Origin of the sequence: Citrobacter sp. TBCS-14 (assembly GCF_005280805.1) — a bacterium.
Taxonomy (GTDB): Bacteria; Pseudomonadota; Gammaproteobacteria; order Enterobacterales; family Enterobacteriaceae; genus Citrobacter; species Citrobacter gillenii.
The window spans coordinates 1-217 of the sequence record NZ_SZWM01000619.1 but is presented as its reverse complement, the minus strand read 5'-3'; the positions used below and the strand labels follow the sequence as shown (position 1 = coordinate 217).

At 48.4% G+C, this 217-nt stretch carries 1 protein-coding gene; it reads left to right on the top strand.

All coding sequences use genetic code 11. The annotated features are described in order from the left end of the window. Positions 1-217 (top strand): MFS transporter (locus tag FDX22_RS20280; protein ID WP_186805382.1); only part of this gene is annotated, 217 nt, incomplete at both ends.

Sequence of the window (217 nt, the reverse complement as noted above, 5' to 3'; positions counted from 1 at the left end):
GCTTTCCCCTACGCATTATTCAGCGTATTGATGTTTACCACTCCGGAGTGGACGTATAACAGCAAAGTTATCTATGCGTTTGTCACCTACTTCCTGCTCTCTATTACCTATACGGCGATCAACATTCCATACTGCTCTCTCGGCAGCGTCATCACCAACGATCCGAAAGAACGTGTCGCATGCCAGTCATATCGCTTCGTGCTGGTCGGGATTGCAA